Consider the following 19227-nt stretch of genomic DNA (forward strand, 5'->3'; position numbering starts at 1 on the left):
GCCGACTCGAGCGAATTCTAACCTGCCGACGACGCCTCGCGGCAAGCGCGCGAGGGCAAAGTAGACGGCAATCGCAGGGCAAAGTTCGCCAGCTGGCGAGGCTGGCCCGCAGGAGGGTGTAATTGGGGCGTTTCAGGAGCGAATTGTAGGATGGGTCGGTCCGCGCAGGTTGAGCGCAGCGATACCCATCAAACCGTCCGCGCGGACCACCCTACGGAATTTCGTCCGCCAGGCGTACGGCTAGCCCGTACGCCTGGCGGGACGGTTCAACTTCAGAACCAGGCGTCCTGCATCGTCAGGCAGGTGTCGTCGCGGGCTTCGAGCAAGGCCAGGTCGTGATGGCAGGCCGGCACTTCCCAGGTCAGGAAGTAGCGCGCCGCCTGCAGCTTGCCGCGGTAGAAGTCGGCGTCGGCGGGGTTGCCGGCGGCCAGACCCTGTTCGGCGCGGATCGCCTGCTCCAGCCATCGCCAGCCGATCACCGTATGGCCGAACACCTTGAGGTACAGCGCCGAGTTGGCCAGGCCCTGATTGACCTGGCCGGCCATCAGGTCGCCGAGCAGCGCCAGGGTCACCTGCGACAGGCGCGCGAGCAGTTGTTCCAGCGGCTGGCGCATGGCGTCCAGGCTTGGGAAGCCTTCGGCGCGCTGGCAGGTGGTGTGGATCAGACGGGTAAGCTGCTTGAGGCCGGCGCCGCCGTTCTGGGTCAGCTTGCGGCCGAGCAGGTCGAGCGACTGGATGCCGTGGGTGCCCTCGTGGATCGGGTTGAGGCGATTGTCGCGGTAGTACTGCTCGACCGGATATTCGCGGGTATAGCCGTGGCCGCCAAGAATCTGCACGGCCAGCTCGTTGGCCTTCAGGCAGAACTCCGACGGCCAGGATTTGACGATCGGGGTGAGCAGGTCGAGCAGCTCGTGGGCTTGCTGGCGCTCCTCTTCAGTCGCCAGGGTTTCGCAGTCGTCGACCAGCCGCGCGGCGTACAGGCCGAGGTCGAAGGCGCCTTCGACGTAAGCTTTCTGGGTCAGCAGCATGCGGCGCACGTCGGTGTGCTGGACGATCGACACCTGCGCCGAGGCCGGATTCTTGCCATCCGGCAGGCGGCCTTGCGGGCGTTGGCGGGCGTACTCCAGCGAGTACAGGTAGCCAGCGTAGCCGAGCATGATCGCGCCCATACCGACGCCGATGCGTGCCTCGTTCATCATCTGGAACATGTAGCTCAGGCCCTGGTGCGGCTTGCCGACCAGGTAGCCGACGCATTCGCCGTTGTCACCGAAGTTCAGCGCGGTGGAGGTGGTGCCGCGCCAGCCCATTTTGTGGAACAGGCCGGCGAGCAGCACGTCGTTGCGCTTGCCCAGGCTGCCGTCGGCGTTGACCAGGAATTTTGGCACGATGAACAGCGAGATGCCCTTCACCCCGGCCGGTGCGTCCGGCAGCTTGGCCAGCACCATGTGCACGATGTTCTCGGAGAGCGGGTGATCGCCGCCGGAGATGAAGATCTTGTTGCCCTTGATCCGGTAGCTGCCATCGGCGGCGGGTTCCGCGCGGGTGCGGATATCCGCCAGCGAGGAGCCGGCGTGCGGCTCGGTCAGCGCCATGGTGCCGAAGAAGCGGCCGTCGATCATCGGCTGCAGGAAGCGGCGCTTCTGTTCGTCGTCGCCGAAGGTCTCGATCAGGTGGCTGGCGCCCATGGTCAGCATCGGATAGGACGAGGTGGCGATGTTGGCCGCCTGGAAATGCGCGAAGCAGGCGCGCGACAGCAGGCTGGGTAGCTGCATGCCGCCGGCCTCGAAGCTGCGCGAGGCGTTCTGGAAGCCGGCCTCGATGAAGGCGTCGACCGCCGGTTTGACTTCCGGGATCAGCACCGCACTGCCATCGGCGTACTGCGGCTCGTGCTCGTCGCTCTTGCGGTTGTGCGGGGCGAACAGCTCCTCGGCGATGCTGCGCGCGGTGCCGAGCGCGGCGTCGAAGGTCTCGCGGCTGTGCTCGGCGAAGCGCGGGCGCTGGGTCAGAGCTTCGGCGTCCAGCACCTCGTAGAGTTCGAAGGCCAGGTTGCGGGAGCTGAGCAGTGTCTCGGACATGGGGTCTTACCTCCGGTGGAATGCGCCGAGTCTATGCCGGTGAATGAGGCGAGCCCAGTACCATCCATACGCGTGATAGAACCACCAAACCAGAAGCGGTAGGGCGTACTCGCGTAGCAGTACGCCGTGTGTTGCCTGGTCGATCTGGCGGACTGCTGAGCGGCCGGCGCTCCGGTCCGCCCCTACGGGGGTGGTAGAATCCTCGCCCTCGCCAGGAGCCGCTCATGAACTACCGCCACGCCTTCCACGCCGGCAACCACGCCGATGTCTTCAAACACCTGACGCTGTCGCGGCTGATCGGCCTGCTGTCGCGCAAAGAGGCGCCGTTCGCCTATCTCGACAGCCACGCCGGCGTCGGTCTGTACGATCTGAAGGGCGATCAGGCCAGTCGCACCGACGAGTGGCGCGAAGGCATCGAGCGTCTCTGGCAGCTCGAGGCGCCGGCGTTGGCCAAGGACTATCTGCGCGTGATCCGCAGCCTCAACCCGGACGGCCAACTGCGTTACTACCCCGGTTCGCCGGAGCTGGCGCGGCAGCTGACCCGCGAGCAGGATCGCCTGCATCTCAACGAGAAACACCCGGAAGACGGCGAGTTGCTCAAGGACAACATGCGCGGCGATCGGCGCGTGGCGGTACATGCCGGCGAGGGCTGGCACATTCCGCGGGCCTTGCTGCCGGTGTCGGAAAAGCGCGGCCTGCTGTTGATCGACCCGCCCTTCGAGCAAGCCGACGAGGCGCAGCGCTGCGTGCAGGCGCTGCAGGAGGCCATCGGGCGGATGCGCCAGACGGTGGTGGTGATCTGGTATCCGATCAAGGATCTGCGCCAGCTGCGCCAGTTCTACCGCGGCCTGCAGGGCAGCGGCGCGCCCAAGCTGCTGCGCGCCGAACTGTACGTGCATCCGGCCGACGAGGCGCAGCGCCTGAATGGTTCCGGGCTGGTTATCGCCAATCCGCCCTGGGGCCTGGAAGAGGAGTTGCGGCAACTGCTGCCGTGGCTGGCCGCGAACCTGGCGCAAAGCCAGGGCGACTGGCGGCTGGACTGGCTGATTGAAGAAGCCTGAGCGCCGCGCAGGAGATCTCGTGACTCCCCTCTCCCACTTGTGGGAGAGGGGCTGGGGGAGAGGGTTTCAGCCAAGCATCCCTCTCCCTAGCCCTCTCCCGTAAACGGGAGAGGGAGCACCGCGATTTCTACGTCACTCCAACCCTATGGCAGGCACACGCCGGTCCCGCTCAGCCCGCAATAGCCGCCGGGATTCTTCGCCAGATACTGCTGGTGGTACGCCTCGGCGTAATAGAACGTTGGCGCAGCGGCGATTTCGCTGGTGATCGTGCCGTAGCCGGACTTCTCCAGTTGGCCCTGGTACAGGCTGCGGCTGACTTCGGCGGCGACCAGTTGCTCGGGGCCGTAGCAGTAGATCGCCGAGCGGTATTGGCTGCCGACATCGTTGCCCTGGCGCATGCCCTGAGTCGGGTTATGCACTTCCCAGAACACCTTGAGCAATTGCTCGTAGCTGATCAGCTGTGGATCGAACACCACTAGCACCACCTCGGTGTGACCGGTCAAACCCGAGCAGGTTTCCTCGTAGGTCGGGTTGGGGGTGGAGCCACCGGCGTAGCCGACCGCCGTGCTCCAGACACCGGGCAATTGCCAGAAGCGCCGTTCAGCGCCCCAGAAACAGCCCAAGCCGAAGACCGCCTGCTGCAAACCCTCGGGGAAGGGGCCTTGCAGCGGATTGCCGTTGACGTAGTGACGTTCGGGCACCGGCAGCGGTGTGGCGCGGCCCGGCAGAGCCTGCTCGGCGCTGGGCAGGTCGGTTTTGTGAACGAGTATTTGCGAGCGTAGAACCATGAGGGTTTCCTCCGCTGGGCGGCTGTCGGCATAGCCTAACGCCGATGCGGGTTGAAAAGAGGGCGGCCTGACTAAGAACCTGTCTACGATCTGCTGCGCGTCGGTCAAACTGCGTTGAAAACGGCTTCGGAATGCTCATTTACAACTCCTAAACTCCGCTTCCTCAGCCGTTTTCGCCTTGTTTGACTCTAGCTCGCGCGATCGTAAACAGGCTCTAAGAGATGGTGGCGCTGGCGGGAAATTACAGGGGGCGGGGGTTATTGCGGCAGGGATAGCGGCGCAGATGCTCGATCAATACCGTCCCCGGAATGGGTTTGTCGAACAGGAAGCCCTGGCCGATATCGCACTGGTGGCGGCGCAGGAAGGCCAGTTGCGCGGCGCTTTCGATGCCCTCGGCGACCACGGTGAGCTTGAGGTTGTGGGCCATGGCGATTACCGCCGAGGTGATCTCCATGTCGTCCTGATTGTCGGGGATATCCTTGATGAAGCTGCGATCGATCTTGATCACATCGATGGGGAATTTCTTCAGGTAGCTGAGCGACGAGTAGCCGGTACCGAAGTCGTCCATCGCCAGCGACAGGCCGAGCTTCTTCAGGCGGCTGAGCTGCTCGCGGGTGTCTTCGGTGGCTTCCAGCAGCAGGCTTTCGGTCAGCTCCAGTTCGAGCAGCTTGGCCGGCAATTGTTCCTCATCGAGGATTGCGGCGATAGAGCCGACCAGGTCGGGGTCGGAGAACTGCTTGGGCGACAGGTTGATCGCCACCAGCAGATCGCCGAGGCCCAGCGCGCTGAGTTGCTTGCTCATCCGGCAGGCCTGGCGCGCCACCCATTTGCCGATCGGAATGATCAGTCCGGTGTCCTCGGCGACGCCGATGAAATGTTCCGGCGGAATCATGCCCTTGTCCGGATGATTCCAGCGCAGCAGCGCCTCCATCCCGAGCAGTTGGCCGCTGCGCAGGCACAGCTTGGGCTGGTAGAAAACTTCCAGTTCGTTCTGCGTCAAGGCGCGGCGCAGGTTGCTCTCGACGAACAGCTTGTAGCTGGCTTCGGCGTTGAGCGCCTCGGTGAAGGTCTGCGCTTGATGTTTGCCATTGGCCTTGGCTTTGTGCAGGGCCAGGCCGGCGTGCTTCATCAGGGTTTGCGGGTCCTGGCCATGCAACGGCGCACAGGCCAGGCCGATCGAGCCGGTGACGTTGATCAGCTGGTTGTCGACGAACAGCGGCTTGTCGAGGGTGTGCAGGATCTGTCCGGCAAGCGCCTGGGCGCTGAGCATGTCGGTGTCGTCGAGCAGCACGGCGAATTCGTTGCTGGCAAAGCGCGCCAGGGTGTTGTTGCTGCCCAGGCTGTTGCGCAGGCGCTTGGCCAGACTGACCAGCAGCTTGTCGCCGGTCTGGTGGCCGAGGCTGTCGTTGATCCGTTTGAAGTTGTCGATATCAACCAACAGCAGGCTGAACGGCTGGTCGGCGCTGCGCGCGAAGCGCTGCTCGAGGCTGCGGATGAACGCCGGTCGGTTACCCAAGCGGGTCAGGTTGTCGGTGTAGGCGAGCCGCTCGATACGCTGCTGGGCCAGCTTGTTGTCGGTGATGTCTTCATAGATGCCGATGTAGTGGGTCAGCTCGCCCTGGTCGTCATGCACCTTGGAAAACGACAATTGGCCCCAGTACGGGTCGAGGTTCTTGCGGCGGCTGCGGAACTCGCCTTGCCAGCTGCTGTGCTCGGCCAGCCCGGACTGCGCATCGAAGAGGATGTCGCTGAGATTTTCCAGCGCCGACAGCTCGGACAGGCGCCGCCCCTGGACTTCTTCGACGCCATACAGGGTGATCGCAGTGAAACTCGGGTTGACGTATTCGACCCGCCCGTCGCGGTCGACCAGCATGAAAGCGCTGGCGCTCTGCTCCACGGCGCGCTGGAACAGGTGCTGTGCGGCTACCGCTTCGATCAGCGGCTGGATGGGCGGTGGGAGGGGCTGGGGTGGCGCATCGGCGGAGAGCAGATAGCCACGCAACAGCTGGCGGCCATGCTGCTTGAACGACTCGCCCAGCTCCAGCAGATGCAGAGCACCTTGCGGGGCATGCAGGGTGTAGCGGACCAGGTAATGCCCCTGGGCGTCGAGTTGTTGCTGGATGCTGTCGTGCAGGTGATAGCGCGCCTGCGGCTCCATGAGGCTGGCATAGGGTGAGGCGGTCAGACTGCAGAGCTCGGAGGCAGCGAGGCCAAATTGGCGTTCGCAGGCGGAATCGAGGAAAAGCAGGGCCCAACTGGCCTCATTGAGGCGTTCGAAACGCAGCATCCCCAGTCGCGACGGGACTGGCAACTGCGTCACAACCTCGGTCGCCGCTCGGCTGACGACATCGGTATGGCTTTTCATCAGGTGGCAGGCATCCACTATGCTGGCCGAAACTCGGGTTCAGGCCCACTTCTTAGCGTTCCGCAAGGGTGCATCATGTCATTGAGACATACAAGAAAACTCAGCGTTGTCACGTTATTGGCCGCCTTGTTCGCCCAGGCGCCGTTACCCGCCGCCGAAGCGCCGGCAGCCGACCAGCCCGCCAGCCTGCGCGGCGCAGAGCAAGGCCGCTACCTGGCGGAATTGAAGCGCCTGTATCAGACCAACGATGAACGCAAGGCGCTGCTCGCCCACTGTAATCAGCTGCTCAGCACCTATGCCCTGCGCGCCGGCTACCAGCTCGGCCAGAGCCAGCGCCAGGATCTGCTCTATCAGCTGAGTGTCAGCGGCCCCGGCGAATTGTTGGTGCGCGAAGAAACTCGCGCTCAGCAGGGCACTGCATTGGCGGTGCGCAATCAGCGGGTCGCGGTGTTTGGCGTCGATCCGTACATCCACTACGAATGCCCGAACAACGGCTTGACCTGCGAGCTGCGTAATCCGCTGGACGGCAGCGCGTTGGTGACCATCGTGCGCGATCACGGTGGCGCCGAAGAGCTGGCCAAGGCGGTGAGCTTCCTGATCCGTAACGTGCAGAAGAACTGAGGCGCGGTCCCAGGCAGTGGATAAAAAAGGCTATGTCCCAGTTACCTGTTGGGACGTGCAGGCCAACTAGGCGATGTTTGGGGCGATGATTCGTAGGGTGGGTTAGCCGTAGGCGTAACCCACCGAGCAGGCTGGACGCCGCTGTCCAATATGACGCCGCTGGTGGGTTACGCCGCTGTGCGGCTAACCCACCCTACAAAAGCGGTACGCAACATTTAACGGGTACATAGCTATAAAAAAACCCCGCCAAGCGGCGGGGTTGAGGACGAGCGTGGCATGCTCGATTGGGAAAGCGTAAGCCTTACAGCAGCAGCGTGCGGATGTCGCCGAGCACTTCGCCGAGGCGCTTGGTGAAGCGTGCGGCGGCGGCACCGTTGATCACCCGGTGGTCGTAGGACAGCGACAGCGGCAGCATCAGCTTGGGTTGGAAGGCTTTACCGTCCCACACCGGCTGGATGGTCGCCTTGCTGACCCCGAGGATCGCCACTTCCGGCGCGTTGACGATCGGCGTGAAGCCGGTGCCGCCAATGTGGCCGAGGCTGGAGATGGTGAAGCAGGCGCCTTGCATGGCATCCGGCGAGAGCTTCTTGGTGCGCGCTTTCTCCGCCAGTTCGGCCGCCTCAGCCGCCAGCTGCAGCAAACTCTTCTGGTCGACGTTGCGGATCACCGGTACCAGCAAGCCGTCCGGGGTGTCCACGGCGAAGCCGAGGTGCACGTACTTCTTGCGGATCAGCGCCTTGCCCGACGGCGCCAGCGAACTGTTGAAGTCCGGCAGCTCCTTGAGCAGGTGCGCGCAAGCCTTGAGCAGCAGCGGCAGCACGGTGAGCTTGACCCCGGCTTTCTCCGCCACCGCCTTCTGCGCCACGCGGAAAGCTTCCAGCTCGGTGATGTCGGCCGAGTCGAATTGGGTCACGTGCGGCACGTTGAGCCAGCTGCGATGCAGGTTGGCGGCGCCGACCTGCATCAGACGGGTCATCGGCACTTCTTCGATTTCGCCGAACTTGCTGAAGTCGACCGCCGGTACGGGCGGGATGCCGGCACCGCCAGACGCAGCGGCGGGTGCGGCCTTGGCCTGCTGCATCATCGCCTTGACGTAGACCTGCACATCTTCCTTGAGGACGCGGCCTTTCGGCCCGGAACCGTTGATTGCCTCCAGCTCGACGCCGAACTCGCGCGCCAGCAGGCGTACGGCTGGCCCTGCATGCACCTTGTTGCCTGGGCGGACAGGGGCGCCAGCGACCTTGGCCGCAGCTGCCGCCAGAGACGCGATGGCGCTGACTTCGGCGGCAACGGCTGGGTGAGCGCCGGCTGGCACCTTGTGCACGTCGCTGGCAACAGCCGGCGTAGCAGCAGCTGGTGCAGTGGCGGGTGCTGGAGCCGCACCGGTTATTTTCAGTTTGAGAATCAGGTCACCGGTGCCGACTTCGTCGTCCAGTTTCACGCTTAGGCTTTCCACCACACCGGCAGCCGGCGAGGGGATTTCCATGCTGGCCTTGTCCGACTCGAGAGTCAGTAGGCTTTGCTCGGCCTCGATGCGGTCGCCTGCCTTGACGAACAGCTCGATGACCTTGGCCTTGCCGGCCGAACCGATGTCCGGCACATGGATGTCCTGCACCTGCTCACTGGCGGCGACCGGTGCAGCCGCTGGCGCTGGGGCTGCCGGCGCGGCTGCCTCGGGGGCGGCTGGGGCAGGTGCCGCTGCCGCTGGTGTCGCGGCCGGAGTCTCGGCAGCGGCGGCGCCTTCGACTTCCAGCTCGAGCAGCTCGTCGCCCTCTTTCAGGCGATCGCCGAGTTTGACCTTGAGGCTCTTGATCACTCCGGCCTTGGGAGCCGGGATTTCCATGCTGGCCTTGTCCGACTCGAGGGTCAGCAGGCTCTGGTCGGCCTCGATACGGTCGCCGACCTTGACGAACAACTCGATAACTTCACCCTCACCGCTGCCGATGTCGGGTACGCGAATCAATTCACTCACAGTGCGTCTCCTTAGCAGTCCAGTGGGTTGAGTTTTTCTGGGTTGATGCCGAACTTGGCGATGGCCTCGGCCACCACTTTCGGTTCGATCTCGCCACGGTCGGCGAGCGCTTCCAGGGCCGCCAGGACAACCCAGTTGCGGTCCACTTCGAAGAAGTGGCGCAGCTTCTTGCGGCTGTCGCTGCGGCCGAAGCCGTCGGTGCCGAGGACTTTGAATTCCTTGCTCGGAACCCACTGGCGAATCTGTTCGGCGAACAGTTTCATATAGTCGGTGGAGGCAATGACCGGGCCTTTACGGCCGCTCAGGCATTGCTCGACGTAGCTCTGCTGCGGTTTGTGCTCCGGATGCAGGCGGTTGTGTCGCTCGATGGCCAGTCCTTCGCGGCGCAGTTCGTTGAAGCTGGTGACACTCCAGACGTCGGCGGCGACGTTGAACTCGTCACGGAGGATCTTCGCCGCCTCGCGGACCTCGCGCAGGATGGTGCCGGAGCCGAGCAGTTGCACGTGGTGGGCGGCGTCGCGCTTGTCTTCTTCGAGCAGGTACATGCCCTTAATGATGCCGTTCTCGACACCGTCCGGCATGGCCGGCTGCTGATAGGACTCGTTCATCACGGTGATGTAGTAGAAAACGTCCTGCTGCTGCTCGGTCATCTTCTTCATGCCGTCCTGAATGATCACCGCCAGCTCATAGCCGTAGGTTGGATCGAAGGTGCGGCAGTTGGGGATGGTTGCGGCGAGCATGTGGCTGTGGCCGTCTTCGTGTTGCAGGCCTTCGCCGTTGAGCGTGGTACGCCCGGCGGTGCCGCCGATCAGGAAGCCGCGGGTGCGGCTGTCGCCAGCGGCCCAGGCCAGGTCGCCGATGCGCTGGAAGCCGAACATCGAGTAGAAAATGTAGAACGGCAGCATCGGTTGATTGTGGCTGGAGTACGAAGTACCGGCCGCGATGAAGGAGCTCATGGCACCGGCTTCGTTGATGCCTTCCTCGAGGATCTGCCCCTTCTTGTCTTCGCGGTAGAACATCACCTGGTCTTTATCCACCGGCTCGTAGAGCTGGCCGACCGAGGAGTAGATGCCGAGCTGACGGAACATGCCTTCCATGCCGAAGGTGCGCGCTTCGTCCGGGATGATCGGCACGATGCGCTGGCCGATTTCCTTGTCCTTGACCAGCTGCGCGAGGATGCGCACGAAGGCCATGGTGGTGGAGATTTCGCGGTCGCCGGAGCCGTCGAGGATGGCTTTGAGGGTTTCCAGCGGCGGTGTCGGGATGCTGATGCTCTTGGCGCGGCGCTGCGGCACGAAGCCGCCCAGCGCTGTGCGGCGCTCGCTCAGGTAGCGGGCTTCGGCGCTACCTTCTTCCGGCCTGAGGAACGGCAGGTTTTCCAGCTCTTCGTCCCTGACCGGAATGTCGAAGCGGTCGCGGAACTGCTTCAGGCTGTCGACATCGACCTTCTTGGTGTTGTGCGCGGTGTTCTTCGCCTCGCCGGCCCCGGTGCCATAACCCTTGACGGTCTTGGCCAGGATCACGGTCGGCTGCTCTTTGTGGTTGACCGCCTGGTGGTAGGCCGCATAGACCTTGTACGGGTCGTGGCCGCCACGGTTGAGCTTCCAGATCTCGTCGTCGGAGAGGTCCTTGACCATCTCCTTGAGCTCCGGCGAGTTGAAGAAGTGCTCACGGACGAACGCGCCGTCCTTGGCCTTGTAGTTCTGGTACTCGCCGTCGATCACTTCGTCCATGCGGCGTTGCAGGATGCCGTCGACGTCCTTGGCCAGCAGTGGGTCCCAGAAACGGCCCCAGACCACTTTGTTGACGTTCCAGCCACCGCCACGGAACACGCCTTCGAGTTCCTGGATGATCTTGCCGTTGCCGCGTACCGGGCCGTCGAGGCGCTGCAGGTTGCAGTTGATGACGAAGATCAGGTTGTCGAGTTTCTCGCGGCCAGCCAGGGAGATCGCACCGAGCGATTCCGGCTCGTCGCACTCGCCGTCGCCCATGAAACACCAGACCTTCTGCTTGCCGGCCGGGATAAAGCCGCGGGCCTCCAGGTACTTCATAAAGCGCGCCTGGTAGATCGCCTGGATCGGGCCAAGGCCCATCGACACGGTGGGGAACTGCCAGAAATCCGGCATCAGCCAAGGGTGCGGGTAGGACGACAGGCCTTTGCCATCGACTTCCTGGCGGAAGTTGTTCATCTGATCTTCAGTGATGCGGCCTTCCATGAAGGCGCGGGCGTAAACGCCTGGCGATGCGTGGCCCTGGAAGAAGATCAGGTCGCCGCCGTGCTCGCTGGTCGGGGCCTGGAAGAAGTAGTTGAAGCCGATGTCATACAGCGTTGCGCTGGAGGCGAAGCTGGAGATGTGACCGCCCAAGTCGGAATCTTTCAGGTTGGTGCGCATGACCATGGCCAACGCGTTCCAGCGCACCAGCGAGCGAATGCGGCGTTCCATAAACAGGTCGCCGGGCATGCGTGCTTCGTGGCCAACCGGGATGGTGTTGCGGTACGGCGTGGTGATCGCGTAGGGCAGTTGAGTGCCGCTGCGGGTGGCCAACTCACCCATGCGGGTCAGCAGGTAATGCGCGCGGTCTTCACCTTCGCGGTCGAGGACGGACTCCAGCGAGTCCAGCCATTCCTGGGTTTCGATGGGATCGAGATCTTGCATGGCTTGCTCCAGGGCGGAAAGGCTTCCAGAATCGGTAGCCGAGGTTCGCAGCCGGCCTTTTGGGCGGGCGCGTGAATTCTTGGGATGACCGGGGATAGGGCCGGCTGTGTAGTTTTACTACAAATAGACGTTAATTTCAGCCCCTCTGGCACAGTCTTTAGTAGTAAAACTACAATTTTTGCGCGGCGCGCTGCCCTGGTCATCAGGTGGACACCTATAGAAGTCAGGCGCTACGCGGGCTGCAGGCACTTCAGCAGTCCGTCAGCTGTAGCCTGTAGCCCGAAAAAGGATAGACCATGAGCCTGCCGCCGTTTGCCGTCCTGCCGATTTCCCTGCAGCCCTTTTCCGAACGTGCCGAGCAGGCGTTGCAGGCCGCCCTGAGCGATCAGCCCGATGCCCAGCAGTGTCTGGACGGCTGGCCGGAGAGCCGCCGGGAAGCCTTCGTGCGCGTCTGTGCGGCGAGTGATTTTGTCAGTCAGCAAGCCAGTCGCGACGCGCCTGGATTCATCGCCCTGGCCGACTCCGGCGAGCTCGAACGCAGTCTGGCGGCGGGCGAGTTGCGCGCGCAGCTGAGCGCCGCGCTCGCCGAGTGCGCCGACGAAAGTGACCTCGGCCGGCGCCTGCGGCGGTACCGCAATCGCCAGCAGCTGCGCATCATCTGGCGCGACATCACGCGCCAGGCCGACCTGCGCGAAACCTGTCGCGATCTCTCCGAGCTGGCCGACGCCTGCATCGATGAGGCCTATCAATGGCTGTATCTGCGCCATTGCGAGCAGTTCGGCACGCCGATCGGGCGGCGCAGCGGCCAGGCGCAGCACATGGTAATTCTCGGCATGGGCAAACTCGGCGCCTTCGAGCTGAACCTGTCGTCGGATATCGACCTGATTTTCGGTTTTCCGGAGAGCGGCGAGACCCAGGGCGTCAAGCGCGCGCTGGACAACCAGGAGTTCTTCACCCGGCTCGGCCAGCGACTGATCAAGGCGCTGGACGCAATCACCGTCGAAGGCTTCGTGTTCCGCGTCGACATGCGTCTGCGCCCCTACGGCTCGGCCGGGGCGCTGGTGCTCAGCTTCAATGCGCTGGAGCAGTACTACCAGGACCAGGGCCGCGACTGGGAACGCTACGCGATGATCAAGGCGCGCGTGGTCGGTGGTGACCAGGGCGCTGGCAAACAGCTGCTGGAAATGCTCCGCCCCTTTGTTTACCGACGCTATCTGGACTTCTCCGCCATCGAGGCGCTGCGCGCGATGAAGCAGCTGATCCAGCAGGAGGTGCGGCGCAAGGGCATGGCCGACAACATCAAGCTGGGCTCCGGCGGCATCCGTGAGGTGGAATTCATCGCCCAGGCGTTCCAGCTGATCCACGGCGGGCGCGACTTGAGCCTGCAGCAGCGCCCGCTATTGAAGGTGCTGGCGACTCTCGAGGGCCAGGGCTACCTGCCGCCAGCGGTGGTCGCCGAACTGCGTGAGGGCTACGAGTTTCTGCGCTACACCGAGCACGCCCTGCAGGCGATCGCCGACCGGCAGACACAGATGCTCCCGGACAACGACGACGATTGTGCGCGGGTCGCCCTGATCATGGGTTTCGACAGCTGGCCGGCGTTTCATGCGCAACTGATGTACTGGCGTGGCCGGGTCGACTGGCATTTCCGCCAGGTGATCGCCGATCCCGATGAAGACGAGGCGGGCGGTGGTACACCGTGCATCGGTGGCGAATGGCTGCCGCTGTGGGAGGAGGCGCTGGACGTGGTGGCCAGCGTTCGGCAACTGGAGGATGCCGGGTTCCGCGAGCCGGAGATCGCCTGGCGGCGGCTTAGTGATTTGCGCAGCGGCCCGCAGGTGCGCGCCATCCAGCGCCTCGGCCGCGAGCGCCTGGACGCCTTCATGCCGCGCCTGCTGGCCCAGGCGGTCGAGCACGACTATCCGGATCTGGTCCTCGAGCGCGTGTTGCCGCTGGTCGAGGCTGTGGCGCGCCGCTCCGCGTATCTGGTCTTGCTTAGCGAAAACCCCGGCGCGCTGGAGCGCCTGCTGCGGTTGTGCACCGCCAGTCCGCTGATCGCCGAACAGATCACCCGCTTTCCTTTATTGCTCGATGAATTGCTCAACGAGGGCCGCCTGTTCAAGCCGCCGCTGGCGCCCGAGCTGGCTGCCGAGCTACGCGAGCGGCTGACGCGGATTCCCGAAGACGACCTCGAGCAGCAGATGGAAGCGCTGCGCCACTTCAAGTTGGCCCACGGCTTGCGCGTGGCCGCTTCGGAGATCGCCGGCACGCTGCCGCTGATGAAAGTCAGCGACTATCTGACCTGGCTGGCCGAGGCGATTCTCGATCAGGTCCTGGCGCTGGCCTGGCGCTACAGCACCGCGCGGCATGGCACGCCGCGGCGCAGCGACGGCAGCCTGTGCGATCCGGATTTCATCATTGTCGGTTATGGCAAGGTCGGTGGCCTGGAGCTGGGCCACGGCTCGGACCTGGATCTGGTGTTCATCCACGACGGCGACCCGCAGGCTGAGACCGACGGCGACAAGCCGATCGACGGTGCGCAGTTCTTCACCCGTCTGGGCCAGCGCATCATTCATCTCCTGACCACCCAGACCACCTCCGGCCAGCTTTATGAGGTCGACATGCGCCTGCGCCCCTCCGGCGCCTCGGGGCTGTTGGTCAGCTCGCTGGGCGCCTTCGAGCGTTATCAGCAGAACGAGGCCTGGACCTGGGAGCATCAGGCGCTGACCCGTGCCCGGGTGTTGGTCGGCAGCCCGCGCGTGGCCAGCGCCTTCGAACACGTGCGCGCCGCCGTGCTGGGGCGCGAGCGCGACCCGGGCAAGCTGCGCGAGGAGGTCAGCGAGATGCGCGCGAAGATGCGCGACAACCTCGGCAGCCCGACGACCCTCGCCGGTACCGGCGCCAACGCCTTCGCCGCCGAGGCGCCGTTCGACCTCAAGCAGGACGCCGGCGGTATCGTCGATATTGAATTTATGGTGCAATACACGGCCCTGGCCTGGTCGCACCAGCACCCGCAATTGCTGCGCTGGACCGACAACATCCGCATCCTGGACGAGTTGGAAGCGGCCGGATTGTTGCCTGGTGACGACGCCCGCCTGCTGCAGGAGATCTACAAGGCCTACCGTGCAGTGGCGCACCGCTTGGCCCTGCAGAAGCAGCCGGCGGTGGTGACGGGCGACCAGTTCCACACCGAGCGCCGCGCCGTGATGCGCATCTGGGGCGAGCTGGAGCTGGAGCTGAACTGACGACAAGATTGAGCAGGGCGCGCATGCGGCGCGACCTGTCGGTGGTAGCGGCGGAATTGACTGCCGACGCCGCCACTCTGATGAACGAATCGAACACTTGAGGAGCTGGCAAAGATGTCGATGGCCGATCGTGATGGCGTGATCTGGTATGACGGCGAAATGGTGCAGTGGCGCGACGCTACCACCCATGTGCTGACCCACACCCTGCACTACGGTATGGGCGTATTCGAAGGTGTCCGCGCCTACAACACGCCGCAAGGCACGGCGATCTTCCGCCTGCAGGCGCACACCGACCGCCTGTTCGATTCGGCGCACATCATGAATATGCAGATGCCGTTCAGCAAAGAACAGGTCAACGAAGCGTGCCGCGCCGCCGTGCGCGAGAACAACCTGAAAAGCGCCTACATCCGTCCGATGGCCTTCTATGGTTCCGAAGGCATGGGCCTGCGCGCCAGCGGCCTGCAAGTGCACCTGATCGTCGCCGCCTGGGACTGGGGCGCGTACATGGGCGAGGAAGCGCTGCAGCAAGGCATCAAAGTGCGCACCAGCTCCTTCACCCGTCACCATGTGAACATCTCGATGACCCGCGCCAAATCCAACGGTGCCTACATCAACTCGATGCTGGCCCTGCAGGAAGCCATCTCCGGCGGTGCCGACGAGGCGATGATGCTCGACCCGGAAGGTTACGTGGCCGAAGGTTCCGGTGAGAACATCTTCATCATCAAAGACGGCGTGCTGTACACCCCGGAAGTCACCGCCTGCCTCAACGGCATCACCCGCAACACCGTGCTGCGTCTGGCGGAAGAGCAAGGTCTGAAACTGGTGGAAAAACGCATCACCCGCGACGAGGTGTACATCGCCGATGAGGCCTTCTTCACCGGCACCGCTGCTGAAGTCACGCCGATCCGCGAAGTCGACGGTCGGGCGATTGGCATTGGCCGTCGCGGTCCGATCACCGAGAAGCTGCAAACCGCATACTTCGATCTGGTGACCGGCAAGACCAGCGCGCACGCCGAGTGGCGCACGCTGGTATAAGACGTACGGCGCTGGCAGCGTCTGGCGCGGGGCCATTCGACGGTGGCCCGCTTGCCAAGATTGAAAAGCCTGCGACGAAGACCCATTTCAATGGGCAAGTAGGCGGGACTGAAGCAGAGCAATACATCAATAAGGCAGTGACTGGGGAGGCGTAAGCCTCCCTGCTCATTTCCGGAGCCGTGATGAGAATACTGATCGTTGGGCCGAGCTGGGTCGGTGACATGGTGATGGCGCAGACGCTGTTTCACTGTTTGAAACAGCGCCACCCCGATTGCGTGATCGACGTGCTGGCGCCCGAGTGGAGCCGGCCGATACTCGAGCGCATGCCCGAAGTGCGCCAGGCGCTGAGCTTCCCGCTGGGTCATGGCGTGCTGGATCTCGCCGCGCGGCGCAAGATCGGCCGCAGTCTCAGGGGCCAGTACGATCAGGCGATTCTGCTACCCAATTCGCTGAAGTCGGCGTTGGTGCCGCTCTTCGCCGGCATCCCCAAGCGCACCGGCTGGAAGGGCGAAATGCGCTACGGTCTGCTCAATGACCTGCGCAAACTCGACAGGCAACGCTATCCGCTGATGATCGAGCGCTTCATGGCACTGGCGTTCGAGCCGGCTGCCGAGCTGCCGCAACCCTATCCGCAGCCGCGTTTGCAGATCGACCCGGCCAGCCGTGCGACGGCGCTGGAGCGATTCGGCCTGAGTCTCGATCGTCCCGTGCTGGTGCTGTGTCCCGGCGCCGAATTCGGCGAGGCCAAGCGCTGGCCGGCCGAGTACTACGCCAAGGTCGCCGAGCTGAAAATCCGCGCTGGCTGGCAGGTGTGGATCTTCGGCTCGAAGAACGACCACCCCGGCGGTGAAGATATCCGCATGCGCCTGATTCCTGGCCTGCGCGAAGAACTGCGCAATCTCGCCGGTGAGACCAGCCTGGCCGAAGCCATCGACTTGATGTCCTGCGCCGGAGCGGTGGTGAGCAACGATTCCGGACTGATGCATGTCGCCGCCGCGCTGAACCTGCCGCTGGTGGCGGTGTACGGCTCGACCTCGCCGCAGTTCACCCCGCCGCTGGCCGATCAGGTGGAAATCGTCCGGCTGGGCATCGAATGCAGTCCGTGCTTCGACCGTACCTGCCGCTTCGGGCATTACAACTGTCTGCGCGAGCTGAAGCCGCGGCCGGTGATCGAGGCCCTCGACCGGCTGGTCGCTGACCCGATTGAGGTCGGCGAATGAGAGTGCTGCTGATCAAGACGTCCTCGCTGGGCGACGTGATCCACACCTTGCCGGCGCTCACCGATGCAGCGCGGGCGATTCCCAGCATCCGCTTCGACTGGGTGGTGGAAGAGGGCTTCGCCGAGATTCCCGCCTGGCACCCGGCGGTCGCCGAGGTGATTCCGGTGGCGATCCGCCGTTGGCGCAAGAACCTCTGGCAAACCCTCAGGAGTGGTGAGTGGGCGCGCTTCAAGCAACGTCTGCGCAGCCGCCGCTACGACCTGGTGATCGACGCCCAATGCTTGCTGAAAAGCGCCTGGTTGACCCGCTATGCCCAGGCCCCGGTGGCCGGGTTGGACGGCAATTCCGCCCGCGAGCCGCTGGCCAGTCGCTTCTATGACCGGCGCTACGCGGTGGCCAAGGGTCAGCATGCCTTGGAGCGGGTGCGTCAGTTATTCGCCCAGGCGCTCGACTATCCACTGCCGCAAGGCGTCGTCGATTACGGTCTGGACCGCAATCGCCTGGCCGATCCGGTGGTGCCGGCTTACCTGTTGTTTCTGCATGGCACCACCTGGGCCAGCAAACACTGGCCGGAAGCTTATTGGCGTGCGCTGCTCGAGCGGATGAACGAACTGGCCTGGGACGTGCGCCTGCCGTGGGGCAATGCCGACGAACAGGCCCGCGCCGAGCGGCTGGCCGAGGGCCTGGCGCATGTCAGCGTGCTGCCGCGTTTGAATCTGGCCGGGATCGCCAAAGTCATCGCCGGGGCGCGCGCCTGTGTCGCGGTGGACACCGGCCTCGGCCATCTGGCCGCGGCGTTGGATGTGCCGACCATCTCCCTGTACGGGCCGACCCGCCCGGACCTGGTCGGCGCCTATGGCGGCTCGCAGGTGCATTTGTGCGCGGAAGGCCCGGACGCCGGCTCGGGTGACCGCGACAAGCTCTGTTTCGACAGCCTGCGCCCGGAACGGGTGGCGCTGGAGTTGGAAGCGCTGCTATTGAGCGAGCCGGTATGTTGATGTGCGGCGCTCTGGCACCTTTTGCGGTCACCGGCCGCTCCCGCTGTTCGACAAGGATTTAACGATCACATGACCCTCGCGTTCGTCCTCTACAAGTACTTTCCGTTCGGCGGCCTGCAGCGCGACTTCCTGCGCATCGCCCTGGAATGCCAGCAGCGTGGCCACGCCATTCGCGTCTACACGATGATCTGGGAAGGCGAGGTGCCAGACGGTTTCGAGGTGCTGGTGGTGCCCGTCAAGGCGCTGTTCAACCACAAGCGCAACGAGAAATTCACCGCCTGGGTACAAGCCGACCTGGCGCGGCGGCCGGTTGATCGGGTGGTTGGTTTCAACAAGATGCCCGGTCTGGATGTCTACTACGCCGCCGATCCGTGCTTCGAAGATAAGGCGCAGACCCTGCGCAGCCCGCTGTACCGCAAATGGGGTCGCTACAAGCACTTCGCCGACTACGAGCGGGCGGTCTTCGCCCCTGAAGCGAAGACTGAGATCCTGATGATCTCTGAGGTGCAGCAGCCCTTGTTCGTCCAGCACTACGCCACCCCGGCGTCGCGCTTTCACCTGCTGCCGCCGGGCATTGCCGCCGACCGCCGCGCGCCGGCCAATGCCGCCGACGTGCGCGCCGAGTTCCGTGGTGAGTTCGGCCTCCAGGACGACGACCTGCTGCTGGTGCAGATCGGCTCCGGCTTCAAGACCAAAGGCCTGGATCGCAGCCTCAAGGCGCTCGCCGCGCTGCCGCGCAAGCTGCGCAAACGCACTCGGCTGATCGTCATCGGTCAGGACGATCCCAAGCCGTTCCTGTTGCAGATCAAGACCCTTGGTCTGTCGGACCAGGTGCAGATCCTCAAGGGCCGCAGCGACATCCCGCGTTTTTTGCTCGGCGCCGACCTGCTGATCCATCCGGCTTACAACGAGAACACCGGTACTGTACTGCTCGAGGCGCTGGTCGCCGGTTTGCCGGTGCTGGTCAGCGATGTCTGCGGCTATGCCCATTACATCGCCGAGGCCGATTGCGGGCGTGTGGTGCCCAGCCCGTTCGAGCAGGACAACTTGAATCGCCAGCTCGCCGAGATGCTTGGCGATGACGCCCAGCGCATGGCCTGGGCGCACAACGGCCTGGCCTTCGCGGACAGCGCCGACCTGTACTCCATGCCGCAACACGCGGCAGACGTGATCCTGGCTGGGCGGTGAAC

The 19227-nt window shown here is 64.3% G+C and carries 12 protein-coding genes; 7 read left to right on the top strand and 5 right to left on the bottom strand.

The genetic code is table 11. The features are described from left to right. Positions 1-272 precede the first annotated feature (272 nt). Positions 273-2075: an acyl-CoA dehydrogenase gene (locus tag NVV93_RS02545; RefSeq protein ID WP_258252894.1), complete on the bottom strand. Its 1803-nt coding sequence runs from the start codon at positions 2073-2075 to the stop codon at positions 273-275. 224 nt (positions 2076-2299) lie between these two features. Between NVV93_RS02545 and NVV93_RS02550 the strand changes: the two genes are divergently transcribed. Beyond that, complete coding sequence (locus NVV93_RS02550) at positions 2300-3136, top strand: 23S rRNA (adenine(2030)-N(6))-methyltransferase RlmJ (RefSeq protein WP_258252895.1); 837 nt, start codon at positions 2300-2302, stop codon at positions 3134-3136. 143 nt (positions 3137-3279) lie between these two features. On the opposite strand, the gene msrA is transcribed toward NVV93_RS02550, so the two are convergent. Next, the gene (gene msrA / locus NVV93_RS02555; protein WP_258252896.1) at positions 3280-3924 is read right to left on the bottom strand and encodes a peptide-methionine (S)-S-oxide reductase MsrA; all 645 of its coding nucleotides are present in this window, start codon (positions 3922-3924) and stop codon (positions 3280-3282) included. A 241-nt stretch (positions 3925-4165) separates the two neighbouring features. Further along, positions 4166-6289, bottom strand: coding sequence for a bifunctional diguanylate cyclase/phosphodiesterase (locus NVV93_RS02560; protein WP_258252897.1), 2124 nt, complete (start codon positions 6287-6289; stop codon positions 4166-4168). Positions 6290-6364: 75 nt separating this feature from the next. On the opposite strand from NVV93_RS02560, the gene NVV93_RS02565 reads away from it, so the two are divergent. Continuing rightward, positions 6365-6910 (top strand): hypothetical protein, encoded by a 546-nt coding sequence (locus NVV93_RS02565; protein ID WP_258252898.1) that lies wholly within the window; start codon positions 6365-6367, stop codon positions 6908-6910. 301 nt (positions 6911-7211) lie between these two features. Here the strand turns inward: NVV93_RS02565 and aceF are convergent, their stop codons facing one another. Together aceF and aceE are read right to left on the bottom strand one after the other, a co-directional pair. Further along, positions 7212-8882: a dihydrolipoyllysine-residue acetyltransferase gene (aceF, locus tag NVV93_RS02570; RefSeq protein WP_258252899.1), complete on the bottom strand. Its 1671-nt coding sequence runs from the start codon at positions 8880-8882 to the stop codon at positions 7212-7214. 11 nt (positions 8883-8893) lie between these two features. Beyond that, positions 8894-11539 carry a pyruvate dehydrogenase (acetyl-transferring), homodimeric type gene (gene aceE, locus NVV93_RS02575; protein ID WP_258252900.1) on the bottom strand — a complete coding sequence of 882 codons (2646 nt, stop codon included), beginning with the start codon at positions 11537-11539 and terminating at the stop codon, positions 8894-8896. 296 nt (positions 11540-11835) lie between these two features. Here aceE and glnE point away from each other — a divergent pair, with 296 nt between their 5' ends. From glnE to NVV93_RS02600, 5 genes are all read left to right on the top strand, one after another. After that, on the top strand, positions 11836-14784 hold the full coding sequence (gene glnE, locus NVV93_RS02580; protein WP_258252901.1) for a bifunctional [glutamate--ammonia ligase]-adenylyl-L-tyrosine phosphorylase/[glutamate--ammonia-ligase] adenylyltransferase: 2949 nt from the start codon (positions 11836-11838) through the stop codon (positions 14782-14784). A gap of 114 nt (positions 14785-14898) precedes the next feature. Further along, on the top strand, positions 14899-15819 hold the full coding sequence (gene ilvE, locus NVV93_RS02585; protein WP_258252902.1) for a branched-chain-amino-acid transaminase: 921 nt from the start codon (positions 14899-14901) through the stop codon (positions 15817-15819). Positions 15820-16001: 182 nt separating this feature from the next. Then, positions 16002-17039, top strand: a complete 1038-nt coding sequence (waaF, locus tag NVV93_RS02590) for a lipopolysaccharide heptosyltransferase II (protein WP_258252903.1) — start codon at positions 16002-16004, stop codon at positions 17037-17039. Continuing rightward, positions 17036-18037, top strand: coding sequence for a lipopolysaccharide heptosyltransferase I (waaC, locus tag NVV93_RS02595; protein WP_258252904.1), 1002 nt, complete (start codon positions 17036-17038; stop codon positions 18035-18037). The genes waaF and waaC overlap by 4 nt, the downstream gene beginning before the upstream one ends. A 69-nt stretch (positions 18038-18106) precedes the next feature. Beyond that, positions 18107-19225, top strand: a complete 1119-nt coding sequence (locus NVV93_RS02600) for a glycosyltransferase family 4 protein (RefSeq protein ID WP_258252905.1) — start codon at positions 18107-18109, stop codon at positions 19223-19225. Positions 19226-19227: the final 2 nt, after the last annotated feature.

It is taken from the genome of Pseudomonas sp. LS44 (assembly GCF_024730785.1).
Classification (GTDB): Bacteria; Pseudomonadota; Gammaproteobacteria; order Pseudomonadales; family Pseudomonadaceae; genus Aquipseudomonas.

Excerpts from the sequence above, each read along its gene's own strand:
- NVV93_RS02545 (WP_258252894.1), bottom strand. The coding sequence starts at position 2,075 with ATGTCCGAGACACTGCTCAGCTCCCGCAACCTGGCCTTCGAACTCTAC.
- NVV93_RS02550 (WP_258252895.1), top strand. The coding sequence starts at position 2,300 with ATGAACTACCGCCACGCCTTCCACGCCGGCAACCACGCCGATGTCTTC.
- msrA (WP_258252896.1), bottom strand. The coding sequence starts at position 3,924 with ATGGTTCTACGCTCGCAAATACTCGTTCACAAAACCGACCTGCCCAGC.
- NVV93_RS02560 (WP_258252897.1), bottom strand. The coding sequence starts at position 6,289 with ATGAAAAGCCATACCGATGTCGTCAGCCGAGCGGCGACCGAGGTTGTG.
- NVV93_RS02565 (WP_258252898.1), top strand. The coding sequence starts at position 6,365 with ATGTCATTGAGACATACAAGAAAACTCAGCGTTGTCACGTTATTGGCC.
- aceE (WP_258252900.1), bottom strand. The coding sequence starts at position 11,539 with ATGCAAGATCTCGATCCCATCGAAACCCAGGAATGGCTGGACTCGCTG.
- glnE (WP_258252901.1), top strand. The coding sequence starts at position 11,836 with ATGAGCCTGCCGCCGTTTGCCGTCCTGCCGATTTCCCTGCAGCCCTTT.
- ilvE (WP_258252902.1), top strand. The coding sequence starts at position 14,899 with ATGTCGATGGCCGATCGTGATGGCGTGATCTGGTATGACGGCGAAATG.
- waaF (WP_258252903.1), top strand. The coding sequence starts at position 16,002 with ATGAGAATACTGATCGTTGGGCCGAGCTGGGTCGGTGACATGGTGATG.
- waaC (WP_258252904.1), top strand. The coding sequence starts at position 17,036 with ATGAGAGTGCTGCTGATCAAGACGTCCTCGCTGGGCGACGTGATCCAC.
- NVV93_RS02600 (WP_258252905.1), top strand. The coding sequence starts at position 18,107 with ATGACCCTCGCGTTCGTCCTCTACAAGTACTTTCCGTTCGGCGGCCTG.